Annotated in this window: 13 protein-coding genes; 9 read left to right on the top strand and 4 right to left on the bottom strand. The window is 31.8% G+C overall.

Annotated features, from left to right (window positions below; all coding sequences use genetic code 11):
• Window positions 1-31: 31 nt before the first annotated feature.
• Window positions 32-1,765 carry a pyruvate oxidase gene (locus CD111_RS09810; RefSeq protein WP_095087114.1) on the bottom strand — a complete coding sequence of 578 codons (1,734 nt, stop codon included), beginning with the start codon at window positions 1,763-1,765 and terminating at the stop codon, window positions 32-34.
• Between the two features lie 159 nt (window positions 1,766-1,924).
• Here CD111_RS09810 and CD111_RS09805 point away from each other — a divergent pair, with 159 nt between their 5' ends.
• The 5 genes from CD111_RS09805 to CD111_RS09785 all read left to right on the top strand — a co-directional run bounded on the left by CD111_RS09805 (window position 1,925) and on the right by CD111_RS09785 (window position 6,278).
• Window positions 1,925-2,743: a glycosyltransferase gene (locus CD111_RS09805; protein ID WP_095087116.1), complete on the top strand. Its 819-nt coding sequence runs from the start codon at window positions 1,925-1,927 to the stop codon at window positions 2,741-2,743.
• 84 nt (window positions 2,744-2,827) lie between these two features.
• Complete coding sequence (recX, locus tag CD111_RS09800) at window positions 2,828-3,631, top strand: recombination regulator RecX (protein ID WP_095087118.1); 804 nt, start codon at window positions 2,828-2,830, stop codon at window positions 3,629-3,631.
• Window positions 3,624-3,941: a YfhH family protein gene (locus CD111_RS09795; protein ID WP_095087120.1), complete on the top strand. Its 318-nt coding sequence runs from the start codon at window positions 3,624-3,626 to the stop codon at window positions 3,939-3,941. Before recX ends, CD111_RS09795 begins: the two co-directional genes overlap by 8 nt.
• A 12-nt stretch (window positions 3,942-3,953) precedes the next feature.
• Window positions 3,954-5,495, top strand: a complete 1,542-nt coding sequence (locus CD111_RS09790; RefSeq protein ID WP_095087122.1) for an ABC transporter ATP-binding protein — start codon at window positions 3,954-3,956, stop codon at window positions 5,493-5,495.
• A 9-nt stretch (window positions 5,496-5,504) separates the two neighbouring features.
• Window positions 5,505-6,278: an ABC transporter permease gene (locus CD111_RS09785; RefSeq protein WP_095087124.1), complete on the top strand. Its 774-nt coding sequence runs from the start codon at window positions 5,505-5,507 to the stop codon at window positions 6,276-6,278.
• Between the two features lie 69 nt (window positions 6,279-6,347).
• On the opposite strand, the gene CD111_RS09780 is transcribed toward CD111_RS09785, so the two are convergent.
• Entirely contained in the window at window positions 6,348-7,322 is a 975-nt protein-coding gene (locus CD111_RS09780; RefSeq protein ID WP_095087126.1) for a metal-dependent hydrolase, read from the bottom strand.
• A 93-nt stretch (window positions 7,323-7,415) separates the two neighbouring features.
• On the opposite strand from CD111_RS09780, the gene mutY reads away from it, so the two are divergent.
• The 4 genes from mutY to CD111_RS09760 all read left to right on the top strand — a co-directional run bounded on the left by mutY (window position 7,416) and on the right by CD111_RS09760 (window position 12,545).
• On the top strand, window positions 7,416-8,447 hold the full coding sequence (gene mutY, locus CD111_RS09775) for an A/G-specific adenine glycosylase (RefSeq protein WP_095087128.1): 1,032 nt from the start codon (window positions 7,416-7,418) through the stop codon (window positions 8,445-8,447).
• A gap of 80 nt (window positions 8,448-8,527) precedes the next feature.
• A complete protein-coding gene (ntdP, locus tag CD111_RS09770; RefSeq protein WP_095087130.1) occupies window positions 8,528-9,088 on the top strand; it encodes a nucleoside tri-diphosphate phosphatase in 561 nt (186 codons plus the stop codon).
• A gap of 54 nt (window positions 9,089-9,142) precedes the next feature.
• Complete coding sequence (locus tag CD111_RS09765; protein ID WP_095087132.1) at window positions 9,143-10,882, top strand: ABC transporter ATP-binding protein; 1,740 nt, start codon at window positions 9,143-9,145, stop codon at window positions 10,880-10,882.
• A 67-nt stretch (window positions 10,883-10,949) separates the two neighbouring features.
• The gene (locus tag CD111_RS09760; protein ID WP_095087134.1) at window positions 10,950-12,545 is read left to right on the top strand and encodes an FMN-binding glutamate synthase family protein; all 1,596 of its coding nucleotides are present in this window, start codon (window positions 10,950-10,952) and stop codon (window positions 12,543-12,545) included.
• A gap of 43 nt (window positions 12,546-12,588) precedes the next feature.
• Here the strand turns inward: CD111_RS09760 and CD111_RS09755 are convergent, their stop codons facing one another.
• Window positions 12,589-13,683 carry an FUSC family protein gene (locus CD111_RS09755; protein ID WP_095087136.1) on the bottom strand — a complete coding sequence of 365 codons (1,095 nt, stop codon included), beginning with the start codon at window positions 13,681-13,683 and terminating at the stop codon, window positions 12,589-12,591.
• A 95-nt stretch (window positions 13,684-13,778) separates the two neighbouring features.
• Window positions 13,779-15,065 (bottom strand): glutamate-1-semialdehyde 2,1-aminomutase, encoded by a 1,287-nt coding sequence (locus CD111_RS09750; RefSeq protein ID WP_095087138.1) that lies wholly within the window; start codon window positions 15,063-15,065, stop codon window positions 13,779-13,781.
• Window positions 15,066-15,069 lie beyond the last annotated feature (4 nt).

The following is a 15,069-nucleotide window of genomic DNA, read 5'->3' as shown; positions in this document are numbered from 1 at the left end:
TATTTGGCTAAGTCTTTTTTTGCGTTGATTCTTAAAAGAATCTTCTTATTAATGTTTTAAGTGGTGGCATTTTTTCTAATCTATTTTCTTCTAGTGCAGTTCGGATTTCAAATTTAGCATATCCACGTGCTTCATCCCATACGATTTTACCTGGTAAAGGTGCTGCATCTGGATCTACTTTGACATTTACAATAACAGGTTGATTGCTGTTTTTAGCTTTTTCTAAAGTAGGTGCTAAATCGTTAACGTCCTCTACATTATATCCGATACCACCACAACTATCGGCGAATTTAGCAAAATCAATATCACCTAAGTCTATGCCATATTCTAATTCACCTGCTGCTTGTTGTTCGTATTTAATAAATGATAATTCTTGATTATTTAATACGATAACAATAATAGGTAGTTTATATAATACAGCTGTTACAAAGTCTTGCATTACCATAGATAAACCACCATCACCTGTAATTGCGATTGCTTGTTTATCGGGGTTTGCTATTTTACTAGCAATTGCTCCAGGTAATGCACAACCCATCGTTCCGAGCCATGATGACGTTATGAATTGATGGTTGTGACTTAGTTGTAAATAACGTGTGCTCCAAACAGTAGACGTACCGACATCAACTGAAAAAACAGTGTTTTTAGTAGAAATCTTTTCGATTTCTGCCATTAATCGTTCTGGTCTAATCGGTTTTTTGTTTTGAGATCTATCTTCATCTAGCCATTTATTCCATATTCTCATGTTTTCTTGGCAAGCTTTTAGGAATTTACGACCAGTAACTTTATTAGAAGCGTTAGTTAATGAATCAAGAACGTTTTTAGTATCTCCTACAAGACCAACGTCTACATTAAATCGTTTACCTATATTCGTTTGATTAATATCAATTTGGATACAAGGTATATCTTTGTCTGGTAAGTAATCTACATAAGGATAATTAGTACCTACTAAAATCAACAAGTCTGCATCTTTTGTCGCTTCAAATGCTGGTTTAGTACCTATCTTACCTAAGTTACCCATAAAGTTAGGGTGTTTATCTGGTATGATACCTTTTGCAGGTAATGTTATGAGTCCAGGCGCATCTATATGGTCTATAAAATCTAGAAGTTCTTCTTTCGCATCTTTAGCACCAACGCCTGTTAGCACGACGGGTTTTTCACTTTTATTAATTAATTCAGCTGCTTTTTTTATATCATTTTCATTAGCATAAGTTACAGCATTTTGAAATTCATATTGTTCTCTTGGAATTTTGTCTTCTATTTTTTCACCTAATATATCACTTGGAATCGTTAATACTGCGACACCTTTTTTAGCATAGGCAGTTTTAATTGCTTCATCAACAATTTCGTGAATGTTTTCAGCTGATTCGAGTTGTTTATTATATACTGCAACATCTTCAAATAGTTTAGGTAAATCTACTTCTTGAAAATACTTTGTACCTAATAATTTAGAGTCGGTTTGTCCGGCTAATACGAGCATTGGCACATTGTCCATCTTAGCGTCATACATGCCGTTTAGCATGTGAATGGCACCAGGACCACCAATACTTAAGGCAACAGCTATCTTTCCTGTTAGTTTTGCATAACTACTGGCTGCAAGTGTACCTACTTCTTCGTGTCTAACTTGGTAAAATTTTATATCGTCTTCTTCTTTCTTTAATGCATCAACGACTTTATCTATGGAATCACCAGGTATTCCGTACACGTGGTCTATTTGCCAATTCTTCAAAACTTGTACTAGTGCATTGTTTGCTTTTATTTTTGCCATTTTACATTCCTCCTACATATATTCTATACCCCTTCAGCTAAAAGTTATACTTATCTGTACGTCTCCAGACTGATTTTATTGTTTTTAAGTAAAAAGCAGTGTTTAAAATACAAATTACAAGATATAATAATGTAAGAAATACAAATGAGGAGTATGACTATGGGGATATTTAGCAAAAAGGATAAGCAAGTTTCACAAAATGATCATAACGAAGAAACCCAATATAGAAGATATCAGCACCATTACCAAGAACCATTTCAACCTAGAAAGCGAAAGAGGGTATCAAAGTTATTTGGTATTTTAGCAATTTTAATTATTTTGATTATTGCATTTTATATAGCTGTGATGTACATGTGGTCAAGAACGTCTGATGTAGATGAACTTGTTAAATTAGAAGACAAAGACACATATGTGAGTGTAGAAGATATGCCGGACTATACGAAAAATGCTTTTGTAGCAGTTGAAGACAAAAGATTTTATAATCATGATGGCGTTGACTTAAGAGGTGTTTCGAGAGCGCTTGCCGTTTCCTTGAAAAATGGTGAGTTAACACAAGGTGGTAGTACGATTACCCAGCAAGTTGTTAAAAATTATTTCTATACTAATGAGGCACAGATGACGCGCAAAATTAAAGAAATGTTTGTAGCAAAAAGAGTAGAAGATAAATATAGTAAAAATGATATTTTAAGTTATTATGTTAATAACATTTATTTTGGTGAAAATAATTATACGATTGAAGAAGCAGCGAATTATTATTTCGGTGCTACAGTCAATAAGAACAATCCTAATTTACCAGAAGTAACAGTTCTACAGAGTGCTATTTTAGCCAGTGTAGTGAATGCACCATCAAATTTTGATATCAATAATATTAGTGATAGTTACATGACAAGGATAAAATCAACTTTAGAAAAAATGAAACAACAACATTTTATTTCTGAAGCAGAGTATACACAAGCGATTAATGAGCTGAATCAATAAAAGAACACACTGAGTTTAAGAGGTTAACCTTTTAAACTCAGTGTGTTTTATTGTATTCTATATATAAGTGTGGAGGGATATATTTTGCTTAAAATTACAAAGATAGAAGTTCAAAAGAAAAACAAAGAAAGATTTAATGTATTCGTAAATGGTGAATTTGAGTTAGGAATAGACCAAGCAACATATGTTTTCTTTAATTTGAGTAAAGGTATGGAAGTGACAAATCAATTTTTACAAGAAATTAAAGATTATGATCAATATAGACAAGCATTAAATCAAGCGATAGTTTATTTATCACATAAGAAAAGAACGAAATATGAAATTGAAAAATATTTGCTCGATAAAGATTACACACTAGAATTAGCAAATCAAGTGATCGATTATTGTGAATCTAATAAATACATAAATCATGAGGACTATGTTGAAAGTCTTAAAAATACTATTTTAAAAACAACGGACAAAGGTCCAGATCATTTTGAAAGAGTAGCGAAAGAAAAAGGCATAGAATCCAACTTGATTATAAGTTATAAAGAAAAGTTCGAACAAGAAATGTCCGAAGACCGTATCCCTAATATTGCAAAGAAAATAATGTCCAAGAAGAAACAACCCCCAAATAGACTAAAACAAACGATCGTACACACTTTACAACAAAGAGGCTACTCATTTTCACTTATTCAAGAACATATGACAAATTTAAATATTGAGCCTACATCTGATGATGTTGAAAATATTTTGATGAAAGATTTAGAAAGGGTATATAATAAATATCAAAAGAAATATAATGGATATGAACTTAGAACACATGTTGTTCAAGCGCTAATGAGAAAAGGCTATACTTTTGATATGATTAATGACAAATTAAAAGAAAGTGGTATTGTAGATGAATGAAGAGAAAAAATTTGTTGAAATGAATGAACACGAATTAAAAAATAGTATTGCTGATTATCGTGAGAAGATGAGAAAAGCTGAAGCGATGGGTATACTTAATGAATATGAAGTTTATAAAAGAAAAGCATTAATCGCCGAAAGTTATTTAGTAGACACTTCGAAGATAGAAATTGGTAAAGTTTATGGTCTCATAGGAGACACACCAAGTTATTTCAAAGTTGAACGAATAAATGGCGTATTTGCTTGGGGATTTAGATTGAAAGGATCAAAAATTGAAGAAGGCATTCCAGTAAGTCTTCTACAACTATAATGGTGGTGCAGAATGACACAGCAAATATTAGTTAGAGTTGTTAATGCAACTAAATATTATTATAAAAACAAAAATCAAAATAAATTTAAGTCTTTACTTAAGTTAAATCATTTATCTAAAGATATTGTTCTAAAAAACGTGACTGTGCATTTGTATCGTGGTGAAGTTTTAGGAATAATTGGAGATAAAGAATCAGGTAAAGAGATGATCAGCCGATTAATGACGAAAGAAGTTAGCCCTAATATAGGTAAAGTCACAAATAATGAACAAACATTTCTTGCTGATGTGTCACATAAAGGTGAAGATGTTCAAACATTGAATGAAATCATCATACGCACATTGAGTTTATCAGGGGCAAAGACGAATAAAATTCCTTCTTTACAGAAAGAAATTTTGGATTATGCTGAACTGTCCGATAAAGCAGCTCAATCATGTCAAGAAATTGACGATAAAGAATATGCACGACTGTTATTAAGTTTAGCAACACATATGAAACCAACAGTAGCGATATTTACAAATATCATTCAATATTTAGATGAAGAGTTTCAAAAAAAATTCAATTCCTTCTTAAATGAACAGAAAGAAAATAATAGAGCAGCTGTATTAATTGATGATCACATTCATTCAATCGAAAAAATGAGCAATTATTTAATATGGTTAACATATGGACAAGTCCGTAAAGAAGGCAACGTGAAAGATGTTTTGTCATACTATAGAGACTATTATAAGAAATATAATCAACTACATAGCCAAGAACAAAAAGACCTACATGACTTAAAATGGAAAATGTCTCAACAAGAATTACCCATATCAAAAGGTGAAGGCTATAAACGTATGCGTAAATATCAATATGGCAAATTACCTAAATCAATCGAGAAGATGATATTTTATGCGATAATATTTATAGTAGGTATAGCTTTATCTTCAATGTTTATGTTTGTCGGAGTCGGAACTTCTAAATCAGACAAAGAAGAAGTAGCAAAACAAGTAATAACGACGAATAAAGAACCAAAATACATAGATAAGTCGGCATATGTTGTTTCTTTACAAAATGGTATTGAGTTGAATTCAAAGGGACATAACGTGAACATGCCTCAATATAGTTTTGTAGATGTAACAGGAGAGAATCAATCTAAATATAGATTAGAAGTAGATGGCAAAACATATACTTCAGATAAAAATAACTTATATTTCTTTAACCCAGCTGGACTATATGAAGAAGTTGACTGGTCAGAACTAGAAGGGTACGTAGATGATAGTTATTTAAATTATATAGATTTCTATAATAGTTTTATGGGTAAATCTCATAAACAAGTTTCTGAAACAATTGAACCTGAGAAGAAAAATCGTTTTAACGAACAAATGCAAGGCCAAAAGGTATACATGGTGTTTAACAGCGATGATCATTTAACTGGTTTTACATTTGATATGAAGCATAAAGATAAACTAGTGAAAGAGTATAATATCTCTAGCGATACTTGGGTAGTTAAATCTAAAGATGGTTATATGCTAGCGGATTTGAAATCAAATAAATGGATATATATTCGATTATAGGAGGATTATATGAACGAGTTATTTGAACAACATATTAAACATTTCCCACATATGATCAAATATTGTTTTTTTGAGGTTCGATATCATTATAAACAGTACTTAATTGTATTAGGCGCTTTACTATTATTACTTTTAATTACATTTGGTCAATTATTGATTAGAGATACAATAGATGTACAAAGAACAACTTCATTTTTCAAATTAGTTGGATTCTTTGCTTATTTTTGGATATTTTTTGCGCTTTTCCATTCAGAAAAAACAGTAAGAAAACAAGGTTCTTTATATAATCGACTATCCGTACCTTATTACGTAGGTACATCAGCACAAGTATTTTTAATGATGATTATATTCTTAATTGCTATGACTATAACAGGACTGGTTTCAACGAGCATGACAGAAGTGATTGAAATCAATCACCTTGGATTCTTTTATTATTTAGTCATGACATACGTCTTACTTGTTCCACTTGCATCAATTATTGGCGTGTTAGGAAAGTACTTTTATAAAACAAGGTATATAGTATTTGGTGCACTCATATTTCTCATATTATTAGTACCTATTTTGTATGTACCAAATAATATGTATGCAGTTTGGGTTAATATTTTGAGACTTAATCCTTTATTTTATGTAATTAATGGATTTCAGCAAACGATGATTTTAGGGAGTGCTGCAAGTACGAACTTGCCATATCACATCTTGTTTTATTTTGAAATTGCATTGATATACTTGTTATGGGTTAATGTTAATAGAGCGCATAAAACTGAATTGTTCGATGATAATTAATGATTAAACATGTAGAAGAGCCTAGGACTAATTAAATTGTCCTAGGCTCTTCTATTGAAAGCATATAATTTAAGCTGCTAATTTTTTCATTAGTTTCTCTTCTGTGAATACCCAACCAATATATGATTGAGTAACTTTCATGTCGTCATCCAAATGCAGAATGGCAACAAAAGGATAGTGACCGTTTTTTAAATATCTTAAATCGATAAATCTTAATTCAGTTGTATCCTTATCAATTCTAGTTACTTCCCATCGATAAATAGAACTAAAACTTAAAAATGCTCTTAAATTTTCGTCATATTTTGCATGTGCCATAATGTGGTCGTTAGGGAAAGTTTGTCTCTTAAATACATCATTAAACGATACGTTACGACCATAACTTCTTCCTACATAATCATGTGTTTCAGTTTGTATTGCAATGCGCCACTCCATAAATCTTATAGTTGGGGCAACGAATATTTTCACTGGATTATGTTCATGTTGGATTTGTTTCAAGGCTTGTTTTTTGATGGCATCTTGAAGTATAAATCTTATGACATAATATACAGCAAGTCCAATATACAATGTACCAAATGCAATACCAGCGTTTACGCCAAATGTCCAAAATAAAATTGCGATAAGATGTGACACAAAAATAATAGGATCAAATGTATTAATAATACTAAGTTGAATCCATTTATTAGAAATTGGCCGCAACGCTTGCGTTCCATAAGAATTGAATATATCTACAAACACATGGAAGAATACGGCAAATTGAGTCCAAAGCCATATGTGAAACACATCTACACCTGGAAAGATGATGTAAATTAAGAAAGTTAAGATAAGTGGCCATAATAAAGTGAACGGAATTGAATGCGTTATACCTCTATGATTTTTTACATAAATGGCATTATTTTTTAATTTTAAAACTGTATCAATATCTGGAATTTGAGAACCAATCATCACACCTGTTGCAACAGCTGCAAATGTTGGAGTAACTTGTGGATCTAATGTAGCAAGTCCAGTTAATGCAACGCCCATAACAACATGTGTACCAGTATCCATAAATATCACCACTTTACTTTAATGTATATGATATATATTATATAGCATAAGTATCGAAATCTGAAAGTAATTAAGTAGAAAGTAGTGGCAAAAATGATAGAATCTATTAATTTTAAGGAAGATTTACTCCATTGGTATTATGAAAACAAGAGACAAATGCCTTGGAGAGAAACGACAAATCCTTATTATATTTGGTTAAGTGAAGTCATGTTACAACAAACTCAAGTTAATACAGTTAAACCTTACTACAATGCATTTATAAAAGCATTTCCAACAATTGAAGATTTAAGTAATGCTAAAGAAGAAGAAGTACTGAAGTATTGGGAAGGATTAGGTTATTATTCGAGAGTTAGAAACTTTCATGAAGCGGTTAAAGAAGTTCATGAAAGTTATAATGGTGTTGTACCTACTGATCCAACTGAATTTAAACATTTAAAAGGTGTGGGCCCATATACAAATGCGGCTGTAATGAGTATAGTACATAATCATCCATTACCGGCAGTGGATGGTAATGTGCTTCGAGTTTGGAGTAGGTTAACGAGTAATTATGCAGATATTCAACTACAAAAGACGAAGAAGACATTTGAAGAAGAACTCATGCCATATGTACAAACAAATTCAGGTGATTTTAATCAAGCTATGATGGAACTTGGCGCAACTGTTTGTACACCTAAAAATCCAATTTGTTTATTCTGCCCGGTACAAACGCATTGTGAAGCATTTCATCAAGGTGTCGTTACAGAATTACCTGTTAAGAAGAAGAAAATTAAGAAAAAAACAGTGAATTACGTAGTATTATATATTACTAATAAAAATGGGGAAGTATTAGTCCGAAAGCGAAGTGCCAAACTACTGCATAATATGTGGGAATTTCCAATGTTTGAACATGATGAAAGTATACATAGTATTGAAGAAGAACTAGATGCAGTCATCGACATAGAGTCAGAACCTGAATTTACAACGAAACATGTATTTACACATATGACGTGGAATATGGAAGTATATAGAGCATATACTCAAAAAAATAGTTTCAAAGCACCATATAGATGGATTTCTAAACAACAAAAAGATCAATTGTCATTCTCAACGTCTATGTCTAAAATTTTTAGTAAAATGAATAGATAAATCGGCTGAAACATAATTTTAGCTTATTTATATATATATGATATAATAACTTGGTAAATAATTAAAAGGTGGTGTGGAATATGGTCAAAGAATCCATACCTAAAGAAGGCCAAGTAATTAAAATTCAAAGTTATAAACACGACGGGAATATTCATCGTGTATGGTCTGAAACAACAATTCTTAAAGGAACGAGTCATGTTATTATAGGTGGAAATAATCGTACACTTGTAACAGAAAGTGACGGTAGAACCTGGATTACGAGAGAACCAGCAATTGTATATTTCCATGCTGAATATTGGTTTAATGTCATTTGTATGTTCCGAGATGATGGTGTTTATTATTATTGTAATTTATCTTCACCTTTCGTTTGTGACGAAGAAGCAATCAAGTACATTGATTATGATTTAGACATCAAAGTTTATCCGAGCGGTAAGTATCACTTATTAGACGAAGATGAATACCGTCAACATATGAAACAAATGAATTATCCTAAAGATATTGATGACATTTTAAGAAGAAACGTTGATATTTTACAACAATGGATTGAACGTAAGAAAGGACCATTTGCGCCAGACTTTATAAAAGTGTGGCAAGAAAGATTTCATTCAATAGATAGAAGATATCATGAGAATGAAAGTTAAACAGCCTAGCATTTGCTAGGCTGTTTAGTTTGGAGCATGTTAGGAGGAAAAAGTATGATTAAGCGGTATTTACAATTTGTAAAACCATACAAATGGCATATTGTAGGTACGATTATCATTGGGATTTTAAAATTTGGTATCCCTTTATTACTACCATTACTCATTAAGTTTGTAATTGATGATGTTATAAATAATGGTGCATTATCTGTTGGTGAGAAGACTCAGAAACTAACATATGCGCTTTTAATAATGGGATTTATATTTATTGTGCTACGACCACCTATAGAATACTTCAGACAATATTTAGCACAGTGGACATCAAATAAGATTTTATATGATATTCGAAAGAAACTATATACGCATTTACAAGCATTAAGTTCAAGGTTTTATTCGAATAATAAAGCAGGAGAAATTATCTCTCGTGTCATCAATGATGTTGAACAAACTAAAGATTTCATATTAACTGGTTTAATGAATGTCTGGTTAGATTTAGTAACAATTGTTATAGCGTTAAGTATTATGTTTGTACTTGATATCAAATTAACATTTGCTGCAGTAGCTATTTTCCCATTATTTATATTTAGTATTTATTACTTCTTCGGGAGATTACGTAGTCTAACTAGAAGGAGATCACAAAGTTTAGCAGAACTTCAAGGTTTTCTTCATGAAAGAGTTTCAGGTATGTCAGTTATTAAGAGTTTTGCCATAGAGAAGAATGAAGAAGAAAGATTTGATAAACGTAATTTGAATTTCTTAACTAAAGCAACAGACCATACAAAATGGAATGCAAAATCATTTGCTGTTGTTAATACTGTTACAGATCTTGGTCCATTACTCGTTGTTGGCGTAGGTGGCTTTCTTGTTATTCAAGGAAACTTAACTGTCGGTACTTTAGCAGCATTTGTTGCATATTTAGAACAACTATATGGTCCATTAAGAAGGTTAGTAGCTTCATCAACTACATTAACTCAAAGTATTGCGTCAATGGACAGAGTATTTCATTTGTTCGATGAAAAATACGATGTAAAAAATGAAGATGATGCGCAAGACATCAAAATAAATGACGGAAAAATTTCATTTAATGATGTTGCATTTAAATATAATGATTATGAACCTGAAGTACTCCACGATATTAATTTAGACATTCAAAAAGGAGAAACAGTTGCCTTTGTTGGAATGAGTGGTGGAGGTAAATCAACACTTATAAGTTTATTACCTAGATTCTATGATGTAACACGTGGTGAAATTAAAATAGACGACCATAACGTGAAAGATTTTACTACTGAAAGTTTAAGAAACCAAGTTGGTTTAGTTGAACAAGATAATATATTATTCTCTGATACGATTAAAGAAAACATATTACTTGGTAAACCAGATGCAACGGATGAAGAAGTCATTGAGGCAAGTAAAAAAGCAAATGCGCATGATTTTATAACATCATTACCAAATGGTTATGACACTGAAGTTGGTGAAAGAGGCGTTAAACTTTCTGGTGGGCAAAAACAAAGAGTTTCGATTGCTAGAATATTCTTAAATGATCCACCAATTTTAGTGTTAGACGAAGCAACGAGTGCGCTTGATTTAGAAAGTGAAAAAATCATTCAAGATGCACTTGAAATTTTAAGTTCTGAAAGAACAACTTTAATAGTAGCGCACAGACTTTCTACGATAACTCATGCCGACAAGATTGTCGTCATACAAAATGGTCATATCGATGAAATCGGTTCTCATAAAGAATTAATGCAAGCTAAAGGTAGTTACTATAATTTATACAATATCCAATCATTTGGATAAAATAACACCCCTTATTATTATCTATGATATTATTGATATATTAGTGATAGAATAAGGGGGATTTTTTATGGCTTTTTTAAGTATATTACAGTTGATTGTTAACGTATTATTTTTCGTGATTATTATTGGATTAATAATTGCTGCAGTTTCACTTTATGTAATTGATAAAAGACAAAAACATCACAGTGTTTTAAGAAATTATCCTGTATTAGGACGCGTGAGATATTTTTTAGAAATGATAGGTCCTGAGTTAAGACAGTATTTATTATTGAATGATAATGAGGGAAAGCCTTTTTCAAGAAAACAATATTTAGATATTGTGATACCGGGGAAATATAAGAATAGAATAGAAAGTTTTGGTTCTAGACGTAATTTCGAAGAACCTGGGTTTTATATTCAAAATACAATGTTTCCTGTTGATTTTGATGAATTAAAAATAAACCAAAAAAATAAAATCGATACATATACTTACGATATATTAAACGAAGGTCTATTTGATCGTAAAGAAAAAAATACAAAGAAAACAGTTGAACCGTTTAAATTAACTGAAGAAAACGAAATCGTAATAGGATCCAATTTGAAACATCCTTTCAAAGTAAATCGTATAGTAGGGCAGTCAGGTATGAGCTACGGTGCATTAGGTAAAAATGCAATTACAGCATTGTCTAAAGGTTTAGGAAGAAGCGGTTCATGGATGAATACTGGTGAAGGTGGTTTAAGTGAACATCATTTGGTTGGAGGCTGTGACATTATATTTCAAATAGGTCCTGGCTTATTTGGAGTTAGGGATATAGATGGTAAGTTTAATGAAGAAGCATTTATAGAAAAAGCGAAGATGGATCAGATTAAAGCATTCGAGTTAAAGTTGGCACAAGGTGCTAAAACAAGAGGTGGCCATATAGAAGGGGTTAAAGTAACAGAAGAAATCGCTGAAATTCGTAATGTTAAACCATTTGAAACAGTTAATTCACCAAATAGATTTGAATTTCTTCACAATAACAAAGAATTACTAGAATTTGTTGATAGATTAAGAAAGCTTTCAAACAAACCAATAGGTATTAAGATAGTAGTTGGTAATATAAAAGATTTACATGAACTTATTCATGATATGGTAAAACTAAATATCATTCCTGATTTTATTACTGTTGATGGTGGAGAAGGTGGAACAGGGGCGACATATCAAGAATTAGTTGATAGTGTTGGTTTACCATTATTTACTGCACTGCCATTACTCGATATAGAACTTAAAAAGCATAACATAAGAAACAAAGTTAAAGTATTTGCTTCTGGTAAATTAATTACACCTGATCAAATTGCAATTGCTCTGGGACTTGGAGCAGACTTGGTTAATGTTGCGAGAAGCTTAATGATTAATGTTGGCTGTATAATGGCACAACAATGTCACACTAATAATTGCCCTGTTGGGGTTGCAACAACTGATCCTAAAAAAGAAGCAGCACTTGTTGTAACTGAGAAAGAGTATAGAGTATCTAACTATATTGTAAGTTTACATGAAGGGTTATTTAATTTAGCTGCTGCTGTAGGTGTGAATAGTCCAAATCATATTAATGAAAATCATATTCTTTATCGTACTGCAAATGGAGATGTTGTATATGGTTCTAAATATAAAAATAATTTATATAAAGATGAAATAATAAGTTAAAGAGCGTGGGACTATGATGTCCCACGCTCTTTAACGTTTAGTATTATAAATCGAAATCTTCTTGATCAATTTGTATTTCACTATCATCTGAATGATATTTAAAGAAACTTGCAGATAGGCGATCTAAATGTTGAATTGAGGCTTTATAATCTAACATCGCTGAAATAACTTGCATTACATGTTCAATGTAGTAATCATTTTGGTTAGGATTATCTGTTATTTCTTTTATGAAAATTTCTACAAGATCTTCTTTAAATGGTTCTACTAAATAGTCTGGTACTTGAGTTAATTCATGTTTTGCTTTTTGGGAAATTCTAACTAATATTTGTTCATGGTGAGCCATAAGTTCATCTAGTTCAAATTTCATTTGTACTTTGAAATTATCATCTAAGTTTAATATATCATTTTCGTATCGATTCATCTTTCTCAAAACTTCGAAAGCACGACGTGTTGTAGTAATGATTTCTTTAAATAAAATCTTCTTTCTCATTTGACTAAATGATTCTTTCTTAGTATATGCACGTTCTTCTTTATAATATAAGTAGAACTGTTCTAACTTTACAATTCTTGTTCTAATCGTTTCTAAGTCTTGCTTTACATAATGGAACTCTGTCGTCCCATTTAATACAAGTCTAAACCATTTGAATATGTCAGTTGAGATATTTAAAGAATTATAATACATTTTTGTTTCGAATTTTGGTGGTAAAAAAGCAAAGTTTACGATGAATGCACTGAGTACACCAATCATAACGAGTGAAAATCTATAAATGGCTGACATGTAGAATTCACCATTATGTGTACCAAGGATGATTAATGCTGTAACGACAGCTAAGTTGGATACATGTTGAAGATTGAATTTGTATAATATTGATATGATGATAACAGCAGTTAAACCAATGAAAACAACATGGTTACCAAATATATAGAATATAGCAACTGCCGTTAGTGCACCGATAACATTACCTTGAAATTGTTCAACGACTGTTTTGAATGAACGATAGACACTGGGCTGCATCGCAACCATAGCAGTTACACCGGCTAAAGTTGTAATCATGGATGATCCTGGCAATAAATTTGCTAGAAAAATTGCAAGGACAATCGCGATTCCTGTTTTAAATATTCTTGCCCCAAATTTCATAGAACCATTCCTTTTTGTTATTAACGGAAGCTTGTAAGTTATTTTACAAGTTTATCATATATTGGTTATACAACGTTTTAATCAACATTACAACCCTATAATTCAGTGAATGCGTTATCAACTGCAATTAATGTCTGTTTAATGTCTTCTTCAGTATGTTCAGTTGTTAAGAACCACGCTTCATATTTAGAAGGTGCTAAGTTAATCCCTTGTTTCAACATTGCTTTAAAGAATTTAGCAAATTGTTCTCCATCAGTATTCTCTGCTTGGATATAATTTTCAACTTTTTCGTCAGTGAAATAAAGAGTTAATGCACCTTTTATTCTATTAACAGTTGCTTTAATTTGATGTTTTTCAATTAGCGCGTTTAGTCCATCTTCTAATTGTTTACCTAATTTATCTAATTGTTCGTAAACACCAGGTTGCTCTAGTACTTCTAATAATGCAATACCAGCTCTCATTGATAGTGGATTTCCTGACATTGTTCCAGCTTGATAAGCCGGGCCTAAAGGTGCAACATGCTCCATAATTTCTTGGCTACCACCGTAAGCACCAATTGGTAAACCACCACCAATAATTTTTCCAAAAGCTGTTAGGTCAGGATATACACCTAATAAATCTTGTGCAGCACCATAATGAAATCTAAATGCTGTTATCACTTCGTCATAGATGACAAGTCCACCATGAGCATGTGTTATTTCGTTTACTGCTTCTAGGAATCCTTCTTTCGGTTGGACCATTCCAAAATTACCAACGATGGGTTCAACTAAAACACCAGCAACTTGGTCTCCCCAATGATCCATTGCTTCTTTAAATGAATCTACATCATTAAAAGGAACAGTAATAACTTCTTGGGCAACACTTTTTGGAACGCCTGCAGAATCTGGTGTTCCTAATTGTGAAGGGCCACTACCTGCTGCAACGAGTACTAAATCAGAATGACCATGGTAACAACCAGCAAACTTGATAATTTTATCTCTCTTAGTATATGAACGAGCAACTCTTATTGTTGTCATTACAGCTTCAGTGCCTGAGTTAACAAACCTAAGCTTCTCTAATGAAGGAATTGCTTCTCTTAATTTCTTTGCAAAAGTGATTTCAAATTCAGTAGGTGTACCGAATAAAACACCATCTTCTGCTGCTGTTTGAATTGCTTTCGTAATATGAGGATGAGCATGTCCTGTGATGATAGGACCATAGGCTTGTAGATAATCAATGTATTTATTATCATCTACATCATAAAAATAAGCACCCTTACCTTTCTTCATTACGACAGGGGCTCCACCACCCACAGCTTTGTAAGAACGTGAAGGTGAATTAACACCTCCTAAAATATATTCATCTGAAAGTGTTTTTAAATATTCACTTTTTGTAAAATCCATTTTA

This window comes from Mammaliicoccus stepanovicii (assembly GCF_002902525.1).
Taxonomy (GTDB): domain Bacteria; phylum Bacillota; class Bacilli; order Staphylococcales; family Staphylococcaceae; genus Mammaliicoccus; species Mammaliicoccus stepanovicii.
This window is presented reverse-complemented; position numbering and strand designations above follow the sequence as displayed.

Bases quoted from the DNA above. Each gene is read 5' to 3' on its own strand.
- CD111_RS09810 (WP_095087114.1), bottom strand. From the start codon at position 1,765: ATGGCAAAAATAAAAGCAAACAATGCACTAGTACAAGTTTTGAAGAAT.
- CD111_RS09805 (WP_095087116.1), top strand. From the start codon at position 1,925: ATGGGGATATTTAGCAAAAAGGATAAGCAAGTTTCACAAAATGATCAT.
- CD111_RS09795 (WP_095087120.1), top strand. From the start codon at position 3,624: ATGAATGAAGAGAAAAAATTTGTTGAAATGAATGAACACGAATTAAAA.
- CD111_RS09790 (WP_095087122.1), top strand. From the start codon at position 3,954: ATGACACAGCAAATATTAGTTAGAGTTGTTAATGCAACTAAATATTAT.
- CD111_RS09785 (WP_095087124.1), top strand. From the start codon at position 5,505: ATGAACGAGTTATTTGAACAACATATTAAACATTTCCCACATATGATC.
- CD111_RS09780 (WP_095087126.1), bottom strand. From the start codon at position 7,322: ATGGATACTGGTACACATGTTGTTATGGGCGTTGCATTAACTGGACTT.
- mutY (WP_095087128.1), top strand. From the start codon at position 7,416: ATGATAGAATCTATTAATTTTAAGGAAGATTTACTCCATTGGTATTAT.
- ntdP (WP_095087130.1), top strand. From the start codon at position 8,528: ATGGTCAAAGAATCCATACCTAAAGAAGGCCAAGTAATTAAAATTCAA.
- CD111_RS09765 (WP_095087132.1), top strand. From the start codon at position 9,143: ATGATTAAGCGGTATTTACAATTTGTAAAACCATACAAATGGCATATT.
- CD111_RS09760 (WP_095087134.1), top strand. From the start codon at position 10,950: ATGGCTTTTTTAAGTATATTACAGTTGATTGTTAACGTATTATTTTTC.
- CD111_RS09755 (WP_095087136.1), bottom strand. From the start codon at position 13,683: ATGAAATTTGGGGCAAGAATATTTAAAACAGGAATCGCGATTGTCCTT.
- CD111_RS09750 (WP_095087138.1), bottom strand. From the start codon at position 15,065: ATGGATTTTACAAAAAGTGAATATTTAAAAACACTTTCAGATGAATAT.